Genomic DNA, 17,227 nt, shown 5'->3' with positions numbered 1-17,227 from the left:
CTATGAATCGCCGCCGCCGGAGAGGCAAGCGACGATCCGGCGGACCGCAAAGCGTGTCTCATCGATCGCGCAGTCGGTCGGAATGACATAATCGGCCCGCTTGCGCTTCTCCGCGTCCGGCAGCTGATGCATCATGATGCGGACGAACTTTTCCGGCGTCATGTCGGGCCGCGACAGGGTGCGCGCGCGCTGCACGTCGGGATCGGCGGAGACCACCGCGACCTTGTCGACATTCTTCTCGCCGCCCGTTTCGAAAAGCAGCGGCACGTCGAGCACCACGAGCGGCCGATCGCGATGCTCGGCGAGAAACGCTTCGCGGGCCTCCCCGACCGCCGGATGGACGATCTCCTCGAGTCGGCGCAGCACGGCGCGATCATGGAGCACCATGTCGGCAAGCACGGCGCGCCTGACGCCCTCCGGTCCGGTCGACCCGGGAAAGGCGGCCTCGATCGGCGCGACCAGCGCACCGCCCGGCCCCTGGAGCGCGCGCACCGTCTTGTCGGCATCGAAGACCGGCACGCCTTCGTCGGCGAACATGCGCGCGACCGTGGACTTGCCCATGCCGATGGAGCCTGTGAGGCCGAGGACGATCATGCGCCAAGCGCCCGCATCAGCGCGTCATCGCCCGCTTTTGGTGGCTCGGCTCCAAAGAACCAGCCGAAGGCGGCGCGCGCCTGCCCGACAAGCATCGTCAATCCCGTCACCGCCCCCAGCGACATCGATCCGGCCCTCCTGAGAAGCTCGGTTTCGACCGGTGCATAGACCATGTCGAAGACGCGCGCATCATCCTCTACCTTGGCCAGCGCGTCCAGCACCGTGCCGGGCATCCCCGCCATTCCCTTCATGCCCAGCGGCGAGGCGTTGATGATGAGGCGCGCGCCGATCGTTGCCTGGCCCGCTTCCGCGAAGGAATGGACCTCGCCTGCCAGCCGGAATCGTCCGAGCAGGTCCGATCCGGCCGTTCTGTCGCGGGCGATGATCGCGACCGGGCCGGCACCGAGGCGCCGCAGCGCCTCGAGCGCGGCCCGCGCCGCGCCGCCCGCGCCGATCAGCACCGCCTTGCCCCCGCTCCACCCCTCGAGCGCCGCCGCGACCCCTTCCACATCCGTGTTGGCGCCGATGAGGCGCGGGCCGTCGCGCCTGACGCAATTGACCGCGCCGGTGGCGGTGGCCGAGGGATCAAGGGCGTCGAGATGAGGAATGACCGCGAGCTTGTGAGGAATCGTGACCGAACATCCGCGCCAGTCCGGCCGGGCGCGGCGGCCCGCAAAGAACGATCCGAGCGCCGGCGGCTCGACCCGCGTCTTGAGGAAGTCGCCCTCGATCCCGAGCGCCTCCAGCCAATGACCATGAATCACCGGCGATTTGGATTGAGCGACCGGATCGCCGATCACTTCGGCCCAGGCGGCAGTCATCACTGCTCGAGGATCCCGCGCGCGCGCAGATAATCGAGCAAGGGAAGCAGGGGCAGGCCGAGAATCGCGAAATGGCTGCCCTCGATCGCCCCGAAAAGCTGGGCGCCCGGGCCCTCGATCCGATAACCGCCGGCATTCCAGCGGACGGATTCATATTCGGCATCGACATAAGCGGCGATGAACGCGTCGGAAAAGCGGCGCACCGTGAGGGCGACACTCTCGCAGGCGCGCCAGACCGGCGCACCGTCCTCTACGGCGACGACCGCCGAGTGAAGGCGATGCGTGTCGCCACGCATCGAGCGCAGCTGCGCCGCCAGCGCCTCGCGCGATTCCGGCTTGCCGAGGATCGAGCCGTCCGCCAGTTCCAGCGTCTGGTCGGCGCCCAGCGTCAGCGCTCCGGGCGCGATCACGCTCTCGGCCTTCATCGCGGCGAGCGCGTCCGCGGTCGCGCGCGCGTCAAGGCCGGCGAGCGCGCGCTTCGCCGCCTCCTCGTCGAACGGCGTGTCCACGCATTCGAAGGGAACGCCCGCCGCTGCAAGCATCCGGCGCCGCGTTTCGCTTCGGGAGGCGAGCAGCAGCCTCACGGCTCTTCGCGTTCCAGACGCTCGCGATAGAGCTTGACGATCGCCAGCGCGGATTCCTCGATCGAGCGGCGCGTGACGTCGATCACCGGCCAGCCATTGTCGGCGAACATCCGCCGCGCGAAGGCGAGCTCGGCCGCAACGGCATCATTGTCGACATAATCGGTTTCCGGCGCCTGGTTCAGCGACAGCAGCCGGTTGCGGCGGATCTGGATCAGCCGCTCGGGATTGGCGGTGAGCCCGACGACCAGGGGATGCTTCAGCGTATAGAGACTCGCCGGCGGCGGCGACGTCGGCACCAGCGGCACATTGGCGACCTTGTAGCCGCGGTTGGCGAGGTAGATGCTGGTCGGCGTCTTCGAGGTGCGCGACACGCCGGCGAGGACGATGTCCGCCTCCTCCCAGTTTTCCGGGCCGATTCCGTCATCATGAGCGATGGTGAACTGGATCGCATCGACCCGCGCGAAATAGGCGGCGTCGAGCGCGTGCTGGCGCCCGGCGCGGCCCTTGGCCTGCTCGCCGCTCACCGCCGCGAGCGCGTCGAGCACCGGATCGAGGACCGAAAGCGCATGGATCTCTCGCCGGCGGCATTCGCGCTCCAACGCCCGGCGGATCTGCGGATTGACCAAAGTGTAGAGCACCACGCCGGGCCGCGCCTCGATATCGTCGAGCACCCGCGCGAGATGCCCTTCCGAGCGCACCATCGGCCACAGGTGCCGAACCGCGTCGATATTGTCGAACTGGGCGAGCCCGGCGGTCGCGACCATATCGAGCGTCTCGCCGGTCGAGTCCGAAAGAAGGTGGAGATGGAGCTGCTTGCCGGGGGTCAAGACGTGGATTCCCGCCTGTGGAAAAACGTGGGGAAATCGCTAGCTGAACCCTGCGCGCGGGGGCAAGGACAGGATTCGCCCCGCGCGCCCATCCGATTCGCCCACAGACGCGCGAACATGGAGCGGTTTTCGCCCCCAGCCTGTGAATCCCGGGGAAGCTGGCCGCGACTCCGAGGGACTCCGCGGCGGGCGCGTCCGTCAAGCTGTTGGCAAAATCGGCCGATCCACATAAACCCCGCCATGCCGGGGACTACCATCATCAACCATCCATTGAATCTAATAATATAAGTGTAGAAAGCGGAGCCGCGCGGCCGACATGACTGATCCGTCCAAACCACTGATGACGGTGTTAAGTGGTGGAAAAACAGACGTTATTCCGGTCTGGCTGATGCGTCAGGCGGGGCGGTACCTGCCCGAATATCGCGCGCTGCGGGCCGAGAAGGGCGGTTTTCTCGAACTCGTTTACGACAGCGAGGCGGCCGCCGAGATCACGCTCCAGCCGATCCGCCGCTTCGGTTTTGACGGCGCCATCCTGTTTTCCGACATCCTGATCGTGCCTTATGCGCTCGGCCAGGATCTCGCTTTCGAGGCGGGCGAGGGTCCGCGCCTGTCGCCGCCGCTGATCGATTCCGCGCTGGCCGGGCTGACGCGCGTTCCGGAGCGGCTCGCGCCCATCTATCGCACTGTGGAGAAAGTGAAAGCGGCGCTCCCCGCGACCACGACCTTGCTCGGTTTCGCGGGCAGCCCCTGGACGGTCGCGACCTATATGGTCGCCGGGGCCGGCAGCCGCGAGCAGGCCGCCGCGCGCGGCATGGCCTATGCCGATCCCGCCAGCTTTTCGGCGATCATCGATGCGATCGTGGAGGTCACGATCGATTATCTCGTCGGCCAGGCCGATGCCGGCGCCGAGGCGGTGCAGCTCTTCGACAGCTGGGCCGGCAGCCTTGCCCCCGACCAGTTCGAACGCTGGGTCATCGCCCCCAATGCGCGGATCGTCGCCGGGCTTCGCGCGCGCCGCCCCGGGATCAGGATCATCGGCTTTCCCAAGGGCGCCGGTGGCAAGCTGCCGGCTTATGCCGACGAGACCGGGGTCGACGCGCTCGGGCTCGACGAGACGGTCGATCCCGCCTGGGCCGCGCGCGTCCTGCCCGCCGATCTTCCGCTCCAGGGCAATCTCGATCCGCTCGCGCTGCTCGCTGGTGGCGAGGCGCTTGAAAATGCGGTGGCCCGCATCCTATCTACGTTCGAGGGAAGACCGCACATCTTCAATCTCGGCCACGGCATCGTCAAGGAAACGCCGATCGCCAATGTCGAGCATCTCCTTTCGCTGGTCCGCCGCCACGGAGGCCGCGCTTGATCTATGATTTGGGAGCCGCGCTGACCGTGACCTATGCCTGGCTCAAGGCCGGCCACATCATCTTCGTGATCTTCTGGATCGCGGGGCTGTTCATGTTGCCGCGCTACTATGTCTATCATCAGGAATCGGCGCCTGGGTCCGAGGAAGAGAAGAGGTGGATCGAGCGCGAGCGCAAGCTGCGCAACATCATCATCACCCCGTCGATGATCCTGGTCTGGGTGCTTGGCCTCAGCCTGGTCTATGTGACCGGGGCCTGGCACGAGGGCTGGTTCCACGCCAAGCTGCTGCTCGTCCTGATCCTGTCCGCCTATCACGGCTGGCTCGTCGGCTATGGCAAGAAGCTGGCCCGCGGCGGCGAGCGCGTCAGCGGCCGGACGCTGCGGATGATGAACGAGGTCCCCGGAATCATCGTCGCGATCATCGTCGTGCTGGTGATCGTAAAGCCGTTTTGAGCCCGTCCCTCTCGCTTGACTTGAACAGGGCCGGCGCATAACGGCGATTCAGTCGTTGCCCGCCGCGTCCGCGCGGGCATTCAAGCCGCACATAAATCCGACATGTTCTGAGCTTTCCGCGCCCGGAATCCGCGACTTTCAACAGAAGAAAAATTATGCATCTCAACGATTTGAAACAGAAGACCCCTGCCGATCTGGTCGCCATGGCCGAGGAACTGGGAGTCGAGGGCGCATCGACCCTGCGCAAGCAGGAGCTCATGTTCTCGATCCTCAAGGTCCGCGCCGAAAATGGCGACGAGATCATGGGCCAGGGAACGATCGAGGTCCTGTCGGACGGCTTCGGCTTCCTTCGTTCCGCCGATTCCAACTATCTGGCCGGACCCGACGACATCTATGTCTCCCCGAACCAGGTCCGGCGCTTCGGCCTCAGGACCGGCGACACGGTTGAGGGCGAGATCCGTGGTCCCAAGGACGGTGAGCGCTATTTCAGCCTGGTGCGGGTCACGCAGATCAACTTCGACGATCCGGAGGCCGTGCGCCACCGCGTCAATTTCGACAATCTGACGCCGCTTTATCCCGACGAGAAGCTGAAGCTCGACACGCTCGATCCGACGCTGAAGGACAAGTCGGCGCGGGTCATCGACATCATCTCGCCCCAGGGCAAGGGCCAGCGCGCGCTGATCGTCGCGCCGCCGCGCACCGGCAAGACGGTGCTGCTCCAGAACATCGCCAAGGCGATCACCGACAATCATCCGGAAGTCTTCCTGATCGTGCTGCTCATCGACGAGCGGCCGGAGGAAGTGACCGACATGCAGCGCTCGGTGAACGGCGAGGTCATCTCCTCGACCTTCGACGAGCCGGCCAGCCGCCACGTCCAGGTCGCCGAAATGGTGATCGAGAAGGCCAAGCGGCTCGTCGAGCACAAGAAGGATGTCGTCATCCTGCTCGATTCGATCACCCGCCTGGGCCGCGCCTACAACACGGTGGTGCCAAGCTCCGGCAAGGTGCTGACCGGCGGCGTCGACGCGAATGCGCTGCAGCGGCCGAAGCGTTTCTTCGGCGCCGCGCGCAATATCGAGGAGGGCGGCTCGCTCTCGATCATCGCCACCGCGCTCATCGACACCGGCTCCAAGATGGACGAGGTTATCTTCGAGGAGTTCAAGGGCACCGGTAACTCGGAAATCGTCCTCGACCGCAAGGTCAGCGACAAGCGCATCTTCCCGAGCCTCGACGTCGGCAAGTCGGGCACCCGCAAGGAGGAGCTGCTGGTCGAGCAGGGCACGCTTTCGAAGATGTGGGTCCTGCGCCGCATCCTCATGCAGATGGGCACCGTCGATGCGATGCAGTTCCTGCTCGACAAGATGAAGGATTCCAAGACCAACGAGGATTTCTTCGCCTCGATGAACCAGTAGAGCCGTCATGGGCGTTGGCGGCTGATGTTCGATTTCGCCGACATCTTCACGGCCGCCGGGCTGGTCACCCTCGCCCAGGTGGTGTTGATCGATCTCACCATGGCCGGCGACAATGTCGTCATCATGGGGACGCTGACCGCCGGCCTTCCGGACAAGGAGCGCCGGCGCGTCATCCTGCTGGGCGTCGCGATCGCCCTTGTCTTCCTGATCGCCTTCGCGCTGGTCGCGACGCAGCTGCTGCAGGTGACCGGTCTGGTCCTCGCCGGCGGCCTGCTGCTGCTGTGGGTCGCCTGGAACATCTATACCGAGCTTCGCCATCGGCCGGAGCCGGTACTCGACGATCCCGAGACCGAGGAGATCGAAGGGCCGCTCCGGACCAAGTCCTTCATGCGCGCCGCGGTTCAGGTGACGCTCGCCGATCTGTCGATGAGTCTCGACAATGTGCTCGCGGTCGCCGCGACGGCGCGCGAGCATCCGGCGGTGCTGTTTCTCGGGCTCGCCTTTTCGGTGACGCTGATGGGGCTTGCGGCCAATTATGTCGCCCGGCTGGTCCAGCGTTACCGCTGGATCGCCTGGGCCGGCCTGCTCCTGATCCTCTATGTCGCGCTGCGGATGATCTATGACGGGCTGGTGAGCCACGAAACAGGCGTGCTCCCCCTCATCGCCAACCTTGGCTGACGGCCGCTATCCGATCGTCTCCGCGAAGAAGGCCTCCGTCCGGCTGTCCGCGAGCCGGGCCGCCTCTTCGCTGCGCCGCTTGCCCATTTCGGTCGCGAAGCCGTGATCCTCGCCCGGATAGTCGAAGATCGTCACCTTCGGATGGTCGTCGAGCCCTTCATGCAACGCACGCTGCTTTTCGGGCGATGAGAAATGATCGGCGCCGGCGACGTGGAGCAGCAGCGGCCGCGCGATCGCATGTTTCTCACCGATGAGCCCTTCCAGTCCGACGCCATAATAGCCGACGCTCGCATCCACGTCGGTGCGCGATGCCGTCATGTAGGCGAGCCGGCCGCCGAGGCAGTAACCGACCGCGCCGACCTTCCCGCCTTCCGGCAGCCGCGCGCGCGCGGCGCGGATCGTCGCTTCGATATCGCGCACGCCCTGGTCCTGGTTGAACTTCTGCATGTAGGCGAGCGCCTGCTGGAACTGGTCGGGGACGTCCGGGTCGAGCTCGATGCCCGGCTTTAGTTTCCAGAACAGGTCCGGCGCGACGGCGAGATAGCCGAGGCTCGCCCAATGGTCGCACTTGCGGCGGATGCCTTCATTGACCCCGAAAATCTCCTGGATGACCACGATCGCCCCGCGCGGATCGCCTGAAGGCTCCGACAGCCACGCCTTGAACCGGCCGTCGCCCGCCAACGTATCGATCTCGATCCACGCCATGATCATCCTCCTTGTCACGGTTCGACGCGCCTATAGACTTTGGCGTCCCGGCGGAACAGGGAGAGCGCCATGAAAGTCAGCGTCGATGTCGATTGCACGCCGGAGGAGGCGCGTCGCTTCCTCGGTCTGCCGGATCTCACGCCGGTTCATCAGGCCTATGTCGAAAAGATGCAGAAGGCGGTGAGCGAGGGCGTGAATCCCGAAATGTTCGGCGACATGATGAAGGCCTGGGGGCCGATGAACGAGGCGGGATTGAATCTGTGGCGCCAGATGATGGGCCAGACGGGCGGCAAGGGCGCCTGACCGACACGATCTTTGCCTTGTCGTCGGGCGCGCCGCCCGCTGCGATCGCGGTGGTGCGGATCAGCGGGCCGCGCGCCGATGCCGCGCTCATCGCGCTCGCGGGTCGGCTCCCGGAGCCGCGGCGCGCGACGCTGGCGGCGCTGCGGCGGGACGGCGAGCTTCTCGATCGCGCGCTGGTGCTTCGTTTCCCGGGCCCGGGCTCCGCGACCGGCGAGGACCTGATCGAGCTGCATCTTCATGGCGGCCGCGCGGTCGTCGCGGCGGTGCAGGCGGCGCTCGGCGCGCTCCCCGGCCTGCGCGCGGCCCAACCCGGCGAGTTCACGCGGCGGGCCTTCGAAAATGGGCGGATCGACCTCGCCGAGAGCGAGGGTCTCGCCGACCTCCTCCAGGCCGAGACCGAGTCGCAGCGACGCGCGGCCATGGCGCTTGCCGGCGGCGCGCTCAGCCGGCAGGTCGAAACCTGGCGCATCGCCCTCCTCGCGCTCGCGGCGCGCGTGGAGGCGTCGCTGGACTTTTCCGACGAGGCCGATGTCGCGCCAGACGACTTTCGCGCCGCCTTCGCCGGGATGGCGGACCGTATCGAAGCCTGGCTGGGGCGACCGTCGGCCGAACGGCTGCGCGACGGCGTCCGGGTCGCCGTCGCCGGGCCGCCGAATATCGGAAAATCGAGCCTGATCAACGCGTTAAGCAAACGAGATGTAGCAATCACCTCGGCCATTGCCGGGACGACGCGCGACCTGATCGAGGCGCCGGTCGCGATCGGCGGCACGCCCTTCGTGCTGATCGATACGGCGGGGCTGCGGACGAGCGAAGACGAGATCGAGGCGATCGGGGTTGCGCGGGCGCGCGACGCCGTGGCCCGCGCCGACATCGTGCTGTGGCTCGGCGCACCGGCGGAGTCGCCGGCGGACGCCATCCGAATTCACGCGAAGTGCGATCTCTCCCAGCCCCCGCCGGGGGTCGACCTCGCCATATCCTCGTTGACCGGCGAGGGACTCGATCGGCTGGCGGATCTTCTGGTCGAGCGCGCAGCGACGCTGCTGCCCGTCGAGGGCGAGGTGGCCCTCCATGCGCGCCACCGGGCGGCGTTGGCGGACGCCGCCGCCTGGCTGCGCGAGGGCGAGGTCGCCGCCGATCCCCTGATTTCCGCGGAATCGCTTCGGCAGGCGCTTCGCGCGCTGGACCGGGTCACGGGCCGCGCCGGGGTGGAGGACATGCTCGACGCGCTCTTCGGGCGGTTCTGCATCGGAAAGTGAATGTTCCACGTGGAACAAATGCGTTAGGGGCGGCGCCATGAGCGCATGCTACGACATCGTGGTGGTCGGCGGCGGCCATGCCGGGACGGAGGCTGCGGCGGCCGCGGCGCGCATGGGCGCGCGCGTCGCCCTGGTCAGCTTCTCCCGCGACCAGATCGGCGCGATGTCGTGCAACCCGGCCATGGGCGGGCTCGGCAAGGGCCACCTGATTCGCGAGGTCGACGCCTTTGATGGGCTCATCGCCCTGGCGTCCGATCATGCCGCGATCCATTATCGGATGCTCAATGCGAGCAAGGGCGCGGCGGTTCGGGGCCCGCGCATCCAGGCCGACCGGAAGCGCTACAAGGCGGCGATCCACGCGATGATCGCCGCGCAGGACGGGCTCGACGTGGTCGAGGGTGAGGCGGCGGTGTTGGGGCTCGCGGGGAATCGCGTCACCGGGCTTGACCTCGCCGACGGCCGCACGATCGAGGCGAGGGCGGTCATTCTCGCCACCGGCACCTTCCTTGGCGGCAGGCTTCATTTCGGGATGTCGAGCGTCGAAGGCGGCCGGGTCGGCGAGCGCGCGGCGACCGCGCTCGCGGCGCAGCTGCGCGATCTCGATCTCCCCCTCGCCCGGCTCAAGACCGGGACCCCGCCACGCCTCGACGGGCGGACGATCGACTGGTCGGCGCTCGAACGGCAGGACTCGGACGGCGAGACCTGGACGATGTCGTCAATGACGAGGCGTCGAGCCGCTCCGCAGCTCTTCTGTGCGATCGCACGGACCAACGCGAAGACCCATGACATCATCCGGGCGAATCTCCATCGCTCGCCCCTGTTTGCCGGGGAGATCAGCGGCATCGGCCCGCGCTACTGCCCTTCGATCGAGGACAAGGTGCATCGCTTCGGTGATCGCGACGGGCATCAGGTCTTTCTCGAGCCGGAGGGACTCGACGATCCGGCGATCTATCCCAACGGCATTTCGACCTCTCTCCCGCAGGACGCGCAGCTCGCGATGGTCCGCTCGATCGCCGGGCTTGAGGGAGCCGAGATTCTCCAGCCCGGCTATGCGGTCGAATATGATCATGTCGACCCCCGCAGCCTCGATCCGACGCTCGGCGTTCGCGATCTGGAGGGACTGTATCTCGCCGGCCAGATCAACGGGACGACGGGCTATGAAGAGGCGGCCGCGCAGGGGCTGGTAGCCGGGCTCAACGCCGCGGCCTTCGCCCTTGGGCGAGCGCCCGTCCTGTTCGACCGGGCCGAATCCTATATCGGCGTGATGGTCGACGACCTCGTGTTGCAGGGCGTGACCGAGCCCTATCGGATGCTGACCGCGCGCGCCGAATATCGCCTCCGCCTGCGTGCGGACAATGCCGAGGCCAGGCTCACCCCAAAGGCGATCGCCGCCGGCTGCGTTTCGGCGGCGCGGCAGCGTCATTTCGAGGCGGCCGCCGCCGATCGGGCGCGTGCCGAAGCGCTTCTCGCGCGAAGCGCGACCCCGGCGGAACTACGCGCAGCCGGGGCGCAGGTGCGCGATGACGGTGTTCGCAGGAGCCTCGCCGACTGGCTCCGTTTTCCAGATCTGGGGATTCCCGAGCTGCTGCGCATCGCGCCCGCGCTGGCCGGGGTCCCGCGGGAGCGCCTCGAGGAAGTCGTGCAGGACCAGATCTACGCGCCCTATGTCGCCCGCCAGCAGGGCGAGATCGAGCGACTGCGCGCCGACGAAGCGGTCCCCATCCCCGCGGCGCTCGATTATGCCCGGGTTCCCGGGCTGTCGATCGAAATGATCGAGCGGCTGTCGGCGGCACGGCCGACCACGATGGGTGCCGCGTCCCGGATCCGCGGCGTGACGCCTGCGGCCCTCGCGGCGATTCTTGTCCACAGCCGGCGCAAGGCCGCTTGATGACCGAGGAGGAAGCCCGCGCGTGGGTGGAGCGCAGCTTCGATGTTCCACGTGGAACAATGGACCGTCTCGACGCTTTTGCGGCGCTCATCAGGGCCGAGAGCCAGCGCCAGAACCTCGTGTCGAAGGCAAGCCTCGACTCGCTCTGGCTGCGTCATATCGCGGATTCCGCCCAGCTGGTTCGCTTGGCGCCCTCGCGGGCGGGGTCATGGGTGGACCTGGGCAGCGGTGCCGGCTTCCCGGGGCTGATCGTCGCGCTGCTCCACGCGGGCCCGGTGACCATGATCGAGGAGCGGCGCCTGCGCGTGGACTTCCTCCACCGTGCCGCCGCCGTCCTTGGCATCGAGGCGGAGATTTTGCCGGTCAAGGTCGAGCGGGCCCCTGCCCGGCGCTTCGATGTCATCAGCGCGCGCGCCTTCGCACCGCTGCCGCGCCTGCTCGATCTTGGCACAGCTTTGTCCACAGGAAAGAGTCGGTGGGTGCTTCCCAAGGGGCGAAATGCCGAAAGTGAACTGGCGGCGCTCGATCCTTCGTGGCAAGGTCGATTCGAGCTTCATGCAAGCGTGACCGACGCCGACGCGCGCATCATCGTCGCCGATGGCGTCCACAGGGCCAAAGGACGGCGCACATGATCCGGATCGCGGTCGCCAACCAGAAAGGCGGGGTGGGCAAGACGACCACCGCGATCAACCTCGCCACCGCTCTTGCCGCCACGGGCCTCCGGGTCCTGCTGATCGACCTCGATCCCCAAGGCAATGCATCGACGGGGCTCGGCATCGGCCAGGCGCTGCGCGAATGTTCGAGCTACGAGCTGCTTACCGGCCAGGCCACGCTTGAAGAGGTTGTCGTGCAGACCCGTGTGCCGCGGCTCGATATCGTCCCGGCGAAGGTCGATCTGTCCGGTGCGGAGATCGAACTCATTGATTTTGAACGGAGAACTCACCGACTCGATGCCGCGCTGGAGGCTGCCGAGACGCATCGGTGGGATGTCTGCCTCATCGATTGCCCGCCATCTCTCGGCCTCCTGACCGTCAACGCGCTGATCGCCGCCCATTCGATCCTGGTGCCGCTGCAGGCGGAGTTCTTCGCGCTGGAGGGGCTGAGCCAGCTTCTCCAGACGGTCGAACGGGTGCGGCAGCGCTTCAATCCGGAATTGTCGATTCTCGGCGTGGCGCTGACCATGTTCGATCGGCGCAACAACCTCTCGGGCCTCGTCCATGATGATGTGCGCGCGTGCCTCGGCGATGTCGTGTTCAAGACGGTGATCCCGCGCAACGTGCGGCTGTCCGAGGCGCCGAGCCACGGCATTCCGGCGCTGATCTACGATCATCGCTGTCCGGGGTCGGAGGCCTATATCGCGCTCGCGCGCGAACTCATGGCGCGCCTGCCGCGAAGCAAGGCTGAGGCGGCATGAGCGAGGAGCCGCGCGCGAAACGGCCGACCGGCCTGGGCCGGGGCCTGTCCTCGCTTCTTGGCGAGGTTTCACGTGAAACACCCGTCGGCGGCACCGGCGGATCGAGCGACATCCGTCTGATCCCGGTGGCGAGCATCGAGCCGCACCCGGGCCAGCCGCGGCGCATCTTTCAGGAGGAGGCGCTGGCGGAGCTCGCCGCATCGATCCAGGCGCGCGGGGTCATCCAGCCGATCGTGGTCCGCCCCCATGGCCACCGTTTCCAGATCGTCGCCGGCGAGCGGCGCTGGCGCGCGTCGCAAAAGGCGCGGCTGCATGAAATCCCGGCCATTGTCCGCGACTTCACCGACGCGGAGACGCTCGAAGTCGCGCTGATCGAGAATATCCAGCGTCAGGACCTCAACGCGATCGAGGAGGCGCAGGCCTACAAGCGGTTGGTCGAGGATTATGGCCATACCCAGGAGGCTCTCGGCAGGGTCGTCAACAAGTCGCGCAGCCATGTTGCTAACCTGTTGAGATTGCTTGATCTTCCGGCGCAGGTCCAGGTGATGGTCGGGGCCGGGCAGCTCACCATGGGTCATGCCCGCGCGCTCGTCACCGCCGCCGATCCGGAAGAGCTGGCGGACGAGGTGGTCCGCCGCGGGCTTTCCGTGCGTGAAACGGAAAAGCTCGTCCAGTCGGGTCGGCCGACCCGCCAGCGGCCGCTGCCGATCGGCTACAAGGACGCCAATGCGGATATCGCGGCGCTCGAACGGCAGCTGGCCGACATGACCGGGCTCAAGGTTTCGATCAAGCATGCGCCGAAGGGCGGCGCGGTGACGCTCAATTATTCGAGCCTCGATCAGCTCGACATGATCTGCCAGCGGCTGAGCGGCGGGAAGTTCTAGGGCCTGAGGCGCGCCGCCTGGCGGCAGATCGCAAGCAGCTCGGCGTCCGCGGCGATCGGCCCGGCCCCGATCATCACCTCGCGCTCGGCGTCGAGCAGGCGGCCGATCGATTTCGCGATGACATCGGCGCGCCATCGGCCGATCTGTCGCTGGATCGTGCCCCTGTCCTTCCAGAAGACAGCCTTGCCCGCCGATGCAATGACGGCGGCGGGGGGCTTGCCCGCCTCCACCTCCGCGCGCAGCCGTGCGAGCAGGCTCATCCGCCGCAGCATTGCGCGCAGCAGCGGGATTCCGCCGATGCCGACGCCGCGCAGCCGGGCAAGCTCGGCCTCCATGGTCGCTCCGTCGCCATCCGCAACGCTGTCGACCAGCCGGGCCAGGGCCCCCTCGCCGCCGCCCGAACCGCCAAGCGCATCGATCGAATCGTGATCGAGCGGGCGCACGGCCCCCGGCGCCGCGTCGAGATAGAGCGCATATTTCTCAAGCTCGCGTTCGATCATCGCCCGGTTGCCGCCGCAGTCGGTGGCGATCCGTCGCGCGGCGCCGGTGCTGACGTCAAGGCCGAGGGCACGGCCGCGCTCGACCACGAGCTTGTCGGCCGCAACACCGTCCGGCGCGAAGCTGGCGACGGACAGGACGCCCGGCGCGGCGAGCGCCAGCTTCAGCAGCAACGACCCGGCGCGCATCGTGCCGGCGACCACCGCGACCGGATTTCCCGCGACCGGCGCATCGAGCAGCGCCTCGACGGCGGGCGCGATCTCGTCGCCGGCTTGCTCGATCAGGATCCAGCGCCTGTCGCCGAACATCGAAATAGCGGCCGCCTCGTCGGCAAGCCGCGCCGGATCGTCCCTGAGCTCGGCCCCGGTCAGGTCGACGCGCTCTGCCGCCTCGCCCATCGCCTCGGCGAGTTTGCGCACCAGCGCGCGGCTGCCCGATTCATCGGGCCCGTGGAAGAGGAACAGCCGGACGTCGCCCGGGACGGCGAAGGCACGCTGGGCGTCGGCGGCGTTGGCTTTCACTGGCCCTGCGGCGTCGCCGCCGGCTCTCCGGTGGTGCGCGCGGTATAGAGCGCGACGCGCGAGACGATCTGGTCAGCCACTTCGGTCGCCAGATGTTCGAGCGCCGTCTGTTCGGCCGCGACGGTCGCATATTCCGATCCGACCACATCGACGCCCGCGTCCGACCCCGCCGTCGCGTCGAGCACCACCGTGCCGCGTCCGGCTTCGATGAGCCGGAAACGCGCGCGCAGCGTCCGCCGCTCGCGCGTCACGGCATCGTCGGATCGGATGCCGAACCCGGCGATATTGTCCTCAAGCTCGACTTCGAGCCGATAATGCGCCGGGGCGCCCTGCGGATGCTGCAGCCGGTCGGCGAGCGCGTTGCGGACCAGCCATCCGTCCCGCCCAGGGATCGGCGCGACCTCGACCGAGCGGAGCGACTGCGCGATCGGCCCGCCGGCGCCGCCCGTATAGAGTGGATGGAGCCCGCATCCGGCCAGCGCCAGCGCGGCGGCGAGGGCCGCTGTCCTCCTCATGCGACGACGTTGACCAGTCGGTCGGGGACGACGATCACCTTCTTCGGCGTAGCGCCGGCGAGAATTCGTTGCACATTGGCATTGGCGACGGCGATCGCCTCCAGTTCCTCGCGGGGCGTCCCCTTGGGCGCGCTGTGCGTGTCCCGGAGCTTGCCGTTGACCTGGATCGCGATCGTCACCTCGTCCTCGACCAGCAGGGCCGGATCGTAGCTCGGCCAGTCCGCGTCGGCGACCATTCCGGCCTCGCCCATCTTCGCCCAGGCCTCCTCCGCGAGATGCGGCGTCATCGGCGCGACCAGCCGCACGAGCGTGCGTGTCGCCCTGGTGCGCGATCCCGAGGGCGCGGCCTTCTCGATCGCGCTCACCAGCTCGTAAAGCTTGGCGACGGCCTTGTTGAAGGACAGCGCCTCGATGTCCTGCCCGACGCCCGCGATCGTCTGGGCGAGCTTGCGGTCGAGCGCCTTGTCCTCCCCGCTCGCGTCCGCATTGGCATCGACGAGCCGCCACAGCCGCTGGACGAAGCGCCAGGCGCCCTCGATTCCCGCCTCGCTCCATTCGAGATCGCGCTCGGGCGGGCTGTCCGAAAGCATGAACCAGCGCACGGCGTCCGCGCCGTATTGCTCGACGATCGGCTCGGGATCGACCGTGTTGCGCTTGGACTTGGACATCTTCTCGACGCGCCCGGATTTGACCGGCCGGCCGGCCGCCTGGGCGGCCTCCGCCTCTTCGGGAAGCAGCCAGTTGCCCTCGGCGTCCTGATAGGTGCGGTGGGTGACCATGCCCTGGGTGAAGAGGCCGCGGAACGGCTCGGCGACGTCGATCTTGCCGATCCGCTGGAGCGCCCGCGTCCAGAAACGGGCGTAGAGCAGGTGCAGGATCGCATGCTCGACGCCGCCGATATACTGGTCGACCGGAAGCCAGCTTTCGGCGACCGCGCGGTCGAACGGCCGGTCTGTCGGCTGGCTGGCGAAGCGGATGAAATACCAGGAGGAATCGACGAACGTGTCGAGCGTGTCGGTCTCGCGCGTCGCCGGCCCGCCGCAGGCGGGGCAATCGACATGCTTCCAGGTCGGGTGCCGCTCCAGCGGATTTCCGGGTATGTCGAATGTGACGTCGTTGGGAAGGACGACCGGAAGCTGCTCCTTCGGCACCGCCACCGGACCGCATGTCGCGCAATGGATGATCGGGATCGGCGTCCCCCAGTAACGCTGGCGCGACACGCCCCAGTCGCGCAGCCGCCAGGCGGTCGTCCCCTCGCCCCAGCCTTCCCCCTCGGCCCGGGCGATCACCGCGGCCTTGGCCTCGGCCACGCTCATGCCGTCGAGGAAGCGCGAATTGACGAGAATGCCGTCGCCGCTGTCCGCCTCGCCTTCCACCGGCCGATCGGCCTCGGCGGCGCTCGGGGCGACGACGCGCCGGATCGGCAGGCCATATTTGGTCGCGAATTCGAAATCGCGCTGGTCGTGCGCGGGCACGCCGAAAATCGCGCCGGTGCCATAGTCCATCAGCACGAAATTGGCGATGTAGACCGGCAATTCCCATTCCGGATCAAGGGGATGACGGACCTTCAGGCCCGTGTCGAACCCTTTCTTCTCGACCGTTTCGAGCTCGGCGGCGGTCGTCCCGCCCAGCTTGCACTCCGCGATGAAGCCGGCGATGTCGGGACGGCCGGCGGCGAGCGCGGCGGCGATCGGATGGTCCGGCGACAGCGCCGCGAAGCTCGATCCGAAGATCGTGTCGGGCCGCGTCGTGAACACCTCGAACCGGTCGATTCCACCGACCGGCGCGGTGAGATCGAAGCGGAAGCGCATGCCCCGGCTCTTGCCGATCCAGTTTTCCTGCATCAGCTTGACCTTGTCGGGCCAGTGATCGAGCCCGGCCAGCCCCTCGAGCAGGTCCTCGGCGAAGTCGGTGATCTTGAGGAACCACTGGTTCAGCTTGCGGCGTTCGACGAGCGCGCCGGAGCGCCAGCCGCGCCCGTCGATCACCTGCTCGTTGGCGAGCACGGTCATGTCGACCGGGTCCCAGTTGACCTCGCTCTCCTTGCGATAGACGAGCCCCGCCTCGAACAGGTCGACGAACAGCGCCTGCTCCTGGCCGTAATAGGCCGGGTCGCAGGTGGCGATCTCGCGGCTCCAGTCGAGCGCGAAGCCGAGCCGCTTCAGCTGCGCCTTCATCGTCGCGATGTTCGACCAGGTCCATTCACCGGGATGGACCTTGCGCTCCATCGCGGCATTTTCGGCCGGCATGCCGAAGGCGTCCCATCCCATCGGGTGGAGCACCTCCATGCCGTTCATCCGCCGGTAGCGGGCGAGCACGTCGCCCATCGTGTAGTTGCGGACATGGCCCATGTGGATGCGCCCCGAAGGATAGGGGAACATCTCCAGGATATAGGCTTTCGGCCGGTTCGAATCGTCCGACGCGCGGAATGTTTCCGCCTCGTCCCATGCCTGCTGCCAGCGGGCATCGGCGCTACGCGGATTGAATCGCGATGCCATCGCGCAAAAGGATCCTTGCA

At 67.6% G+C, this 17,227-nt stretch carries 18 protein-coding genes; 10 read left to right on the top strand and 8 right to left on the bottom strand.

Annotated elements, in window-relative coordinates; translation table 11 throughout:
* Genes coaE through FRZ32_RS06170 form a run of 4 tightly spaced genes read right to left on the bottom strand, consistent with a single transcriptional unit; the run spans position 1 to position 2,826 of the window.
* Positions 1–594, bottom strand: coding sequence for a dephospho-CoA kinase (gene coaE, locus FRZ32_RS06185; RefSeq protein ID WP_147042696.1), 594 nt, complete (start codon positions 592–594; stop codon positions 1–3).
* Positions 591–1,415 carry a shikimate dehydrogenase family protein gene (locus tag FRZ32_RS06180; protein WP_147042695.1) on the bottom strand — a complete coding sequence of 275 codons (825 nt, stop codon included), beginning with the start codon at positions 1,413–1,415 and terminating at the stop codon, positions 591–593. The genes coaE and FRZ32_RS06180 overlap by 4 nt, the downstream gene beginning before the upstream one ends.
* Positions 1,415–1,999, bottom strand: coding sequence for a Maf family protein (locus tag FRZ32_RS06175; RefSeq protein WP_147042694.1), 585 nt, complete (start codon positions 1,997–1,999; stop codon positions 1,415–1,417). The genes FRZ32_RS06180 and FRZ32_RS06175 overlap by 1 nt, the downstream gene beginning before the upstream one ends.
* Positions 1,996–2,826, bottom strand: coding sequence for a pyruvate, water dikinase regulatory protein (locus tag FRZ32_RS06170; protein ID WP_147042693.1), 831 nt, complete (start codon positions 2,824–2,826; stop codon positions 1,996–1,998). The genes FRZ32_RS06175 and FRZ32_RS06170 overlap by 4 nt, the downstream gene beginning before the upstream one ends.
* Before the next feature lie 316 nt (positions 2,827–3,142).
* On the opposite strand from FRZ32_RS06170, the gene hemE reads away from it, so the two are divergent.
* The 4 genes from hemE to FRZ32_RS06150 all read left to right on the top strand — a co-directional run bounded on the left by hemE (position 3,143) and on the right by FRZ32_RS06150 (position 6,725).
* The gene (gene hemE, locus FRZ32_RS06165) at positions 3,143–4,183 is read left to right on the top strand and encodes a uroporphyrinogen decarboxylase (protein WP_147042692.1); all 1,041 of its coding nucleotides are present in this window, start codon (positions 3,143–3,145) and stop codon (positions 4,181–4,183) included.
* Positions 4,183–4,635 carry a CopD family protein gene (locus tag FRZ32_RS06160; RefSeq protein WP_147044356.1) on the top strand — a complete coding sequence of 151 codons (453 nt, stop codon included), beginning with the start codon at positions 4,183–4,185 and terminating at the stop codon, positions 4,633–4,635. The genes hemE and FRZ32_RS06160 overlap by 1 nt, the downstream gene beginning before the upstream one ends.
* 155 nt (positions 4,636–4,790) lie before the next feature.
* Positions 4,791–6,047 carry a transcription termination factor Rho gene (gene rho / locus FRZ32_RS06155; RefSeq protein WP_147042691.1) on the top strand — a complete coding sequence of 419 codons (1,257 nt, stop codon included), beginning with the start codon at positions 4,791–4,793 and terminating at the stop codon, positions 6,045–6,047.
* Between the two features lie 24 nt (positions 6,048–6,071).
* On the top strand, positions 6,072–6,725 hold the full coding sequence (locus FRZ32_RS06150) for a YjbE family putative metal transport protein (RefSeq protein WP_147042690.1): 654 nt from the start codon (positions 6,072–6,074) through the stop codon (positions 6,723–6,725).
* Positions 6,726–6,731: 6 nt separating this feature from the next.
* Here the strand turns inward: FRZ32_RS06150 and FRZ32_RS06145 are convergent, their stop codons facing one another.
* The gene (locus FRZ32_RS06145) at positions 6,732–7,430 is read right to left on the bottom strand and encodes a dienelactone hydrolase family protein (protein WP_424141284.1); all 699 of its coding nucleotides are present in this window, start codon (positions 7,428–7,430) and stop codon (positions 6,732–6,734) included.
* A gap of 69 nt (positions 7,431–7,499) precedes the next feature.
* On the opposite strand from FRZ32_RS06145, the gene FRZ32_RS06140 reads away from it, so the two are divergent.
* The 6 genes from FRZ32_RS06140 to FRZ32_RS06115 are packed head-to-tail and all read left to right on the top strand — an operon-like array spanning position 7,500 to position 13,175.
* Entirely contained in the window at positions 7,500–7,733 is a 234-nt protein-coding gene (locus FRZ32_RS06140; RefSeq protein WP_147042689.1) for a DUF6489 family protein, read from the top strand.
* Positions 7,730–8,989 (top strand): tRNA uridine-5-carboxymethylaminomethyl(34) synthesis GTPase MnmE, encoded by a 1,260-nt coding sequence (gene mnmE, locus FRZ32_RS06135; protein WP_147044354.1) that lies wholly within the window; start codon positions 7,730–7,732, stop codon positions 8,987–8,989. The genes FRZ32_RS06140 and mnmE overlap by 4 nt, the downstream gene beginning before the upstream one ends.
* 37 nt (positions 8,990–9,026) lie before the next feature.
* Positions 9,027–10,877: a tRNA uridine-5-carboxymethylaminomethyl(34) synthesis enzyme MnmG gene (mnmG, locus tag FRZ32_RS06130; protein WP_147042688.1), complete on the top strand. Its 1,851-nt coding sequence runs from the start codon at positions 9,027–9,029 to the stop codon at positions 10,875–10,877.
* Positions 10,877–11,509, top strand: a complete 633-nt coding sequence (gene rsmG, locus FRZ32_RS06125; RefSeq protein WP_147042687.1) for a 16S rRNA (guanine(527)-N(7))-methyltransferase RsmG — start codon at positions 10,877–10,879, stop codon at positions 11,507–11,509. The genes mnmG and rsmG overlap by 1 nt, the downstream gene beginning before the upstream one ends.
* On the top strand, positions 11,506–12,291 hold the full coding sequence (locus FRZ32_RS06120) for a ParA family protein (protein WP_147042686.1): 786 nt from the start codon (positions 11,506–11,508) through the stop codon (positions 12,289–12,291). Before rsmG ends, FRZ32_RS06120 begins: the two co-directional genes overlap by 4 nt.
* On the top strand, positions 12,288–13,175 hold the full coding sequence (locus FRZ32_RS06115) for a ParB/RepB/Spo0J family partition protein (protein ID WP_147042685.1): 888 nt from the start codon (positions 12,288–12,290) through the stop codon (positions 13,173–13,175). Before FRZ32_RS06120 ends, FRZ32_RS06115 begins: the two co-directional genes overlap by 4 nt.
* On the opposite strand, the gene holA is transcribed toward FRZ32_RS06115, so the two are convergent.
* The 3 genes from holA to leuS are packed head-to-tail and all read right to left on the bottom strand — an operon-like array spanning position 13,172 to position 17,207.
* Entirely contained in the window at positions 13,172–14,194 is a 1,023-nt protein-coding gene (gene holA / locus FRZ32_RS06110) for a DNA polymerase III subunit delta (RefSeq protein WP_147042684.1), read from the bottom strand. The two genes, FRZ32_RS06115 and holA, sit on opposite strands and share 4 nt — an antisense overlap.
* Positions 14,191–14,709 carry an LPS assembly lipoprotein LptE gene (gene lptE, locus FRZ32_RS06105; RefSeq protein WP_147042683.1) on the bottom strand — a complete coding sequence of 173 codons (519 nt, stop codon included), beginning with the start codon at positions 14,707–14,709 and terminating at the stop codon, positions 14,191–14,193. The genes holA and lptE overlap by 4 nt, the downstream gene beginning before the upstream one ends.
* Positions 14,706–17,207 carry a leucine--tRNA ligase gene (gene leuS, locus FRZ32_RS06100; RefSeq protein WP_147042682.1) on the bottom strand — a complete coding sequence of 834 codons (2,502 nt, stop codon included), beginning with the start codon at positions 17,205–17,207 and terminating at the stop codon, positions 14,706–14,708. Before leuS ends, lptE begins: the two co-directional genes overlap by 4 nt.
* Between the last annotated feature and the right edge of the window lie 20 nt (positions 17,208–17,227).

The organism is Sphingosinicella ginsenosidimutans, from assembly GCF_007995055.1.
Lineage (GTDB): Bacteria > Pseudomonadota > Alphaproteobacteria > Sphingomonadales > Sphingomonadaceae > Allosphingosinicella > Allosphingosinicella ginsenosidimutans.
The sequence above is the reverse complement of the archived record's forward strand: the minus strand, read 5'-3'. Positions and strand labels throughout refer to the sequence as shown.